The sequence below is a fragment of the Rhizobium sp. P1_E6 genome (assembly GCF_056405875.1).
Map to the genome: position 1 here is coordinate 1 of NZ_JBFUBG010000291.1, position 1,137 is coordinate 1,137.

The window sequence follows — 1,137 nt, forward strand, 5'->3', positions numbered from 1 at the left end:
CAACGCGACGCCGACGGCGGTTGCCGATGCGGGGGATGCGACCGAGAAGGGTGGTGCGGCCAATGGTTCGGGTGGCGTGGTTGCCAGTGGCAATGTGCTGACCAACGATACCGATCCGGATGCCGGCGACACCAAGACGGTCACGGCGGTCGGCTTCGGCGCGACATCAGGCACGCTCGGCACGGCGCTGAACGGTACCTATGGCAGTCTGGTGCTCAGCGCATCGGGCGTCTATAGCTATGCGCTCAACGAGACCAGTGCCGCCGTCCAGGCACTGCGGCAATCGACCAACACGCTGAGCGATGTCTTCAGCTACACGATGCGTGACACTGCCGGTGCGACCGCCACGGCAAACCTGACCATCACCATCCACGGCGCCAAYGAYGCGCCGGTGCTGGCTGTCCAGACGGTCGCCCAGAATGCCACCGTCGGCTCGGCCTTCTCCTTCGTGCTGCCGACAACCACCTTCACCGATGTCGACGGCGGCGAGACGCTGACCTATTCGGCAACGGCTGCCGACGGCACGGCGCTGCCCGCCTGGCTGGCCTTCAACGCCACGACGCGGACCTTCTCCGGCACACCGACAGCAGGCGGCACCTACGGTGTCAGGGTGACGGCGACCGACCTCGGCGGCCTCTCAGCCAACGAGACCTTCAACGTCGCCGTATCGACGCCCGGCAACGCGACGCCGACGGCGGTTGCCGATGCGGGGGATGCGACCGAGAAGGGCGGTGCGGCCAATGGTTCGGGTGGCGTGGTTGCCAGCGGCAATGTGCTGACCAACGATACCGATCCGGATGCCGGCGACACCAAGACGGTCACGGCGGTCGGCTTCGGCGCGACATCAGGCACGCTCGGCACGGCGCTGAACGGTACCTATGGCAGTCTGGTGCTCAGCGCATCGGGCGTCTATAGCTATGCGCTCAACGAGACCAGTGCCGCCGTCCAGGCGCTGCGCCAGTCCACCAATACGCTGAGCGATGTCTTCAGCTACACGATGCGTGACACTGCCGGTGCGACCGCCACGGCAAACCTGACCATCACCATCCACGGCRCCAACGACGCGCCGGTGCTGGCTGTCCAGACGGTCGCCCAGAATGCCACCGTCGGCTCGGCCTTCTCCTTCGTGCTGCCGAC

The 1,137-nt window shown here is 66.6% G+C and carries 1 protein-coding gene; it reads left to right on the forward strand.

The features are described 5' to 3' along the window. A partial coding sequence (locus AC1D35_RS36305) for a VCBS domain-containing protein (RefSeq protein WP_477942869.1) occupies nt 1-1,137 on the forward strand: 1,137 nt, incomplete at both ends.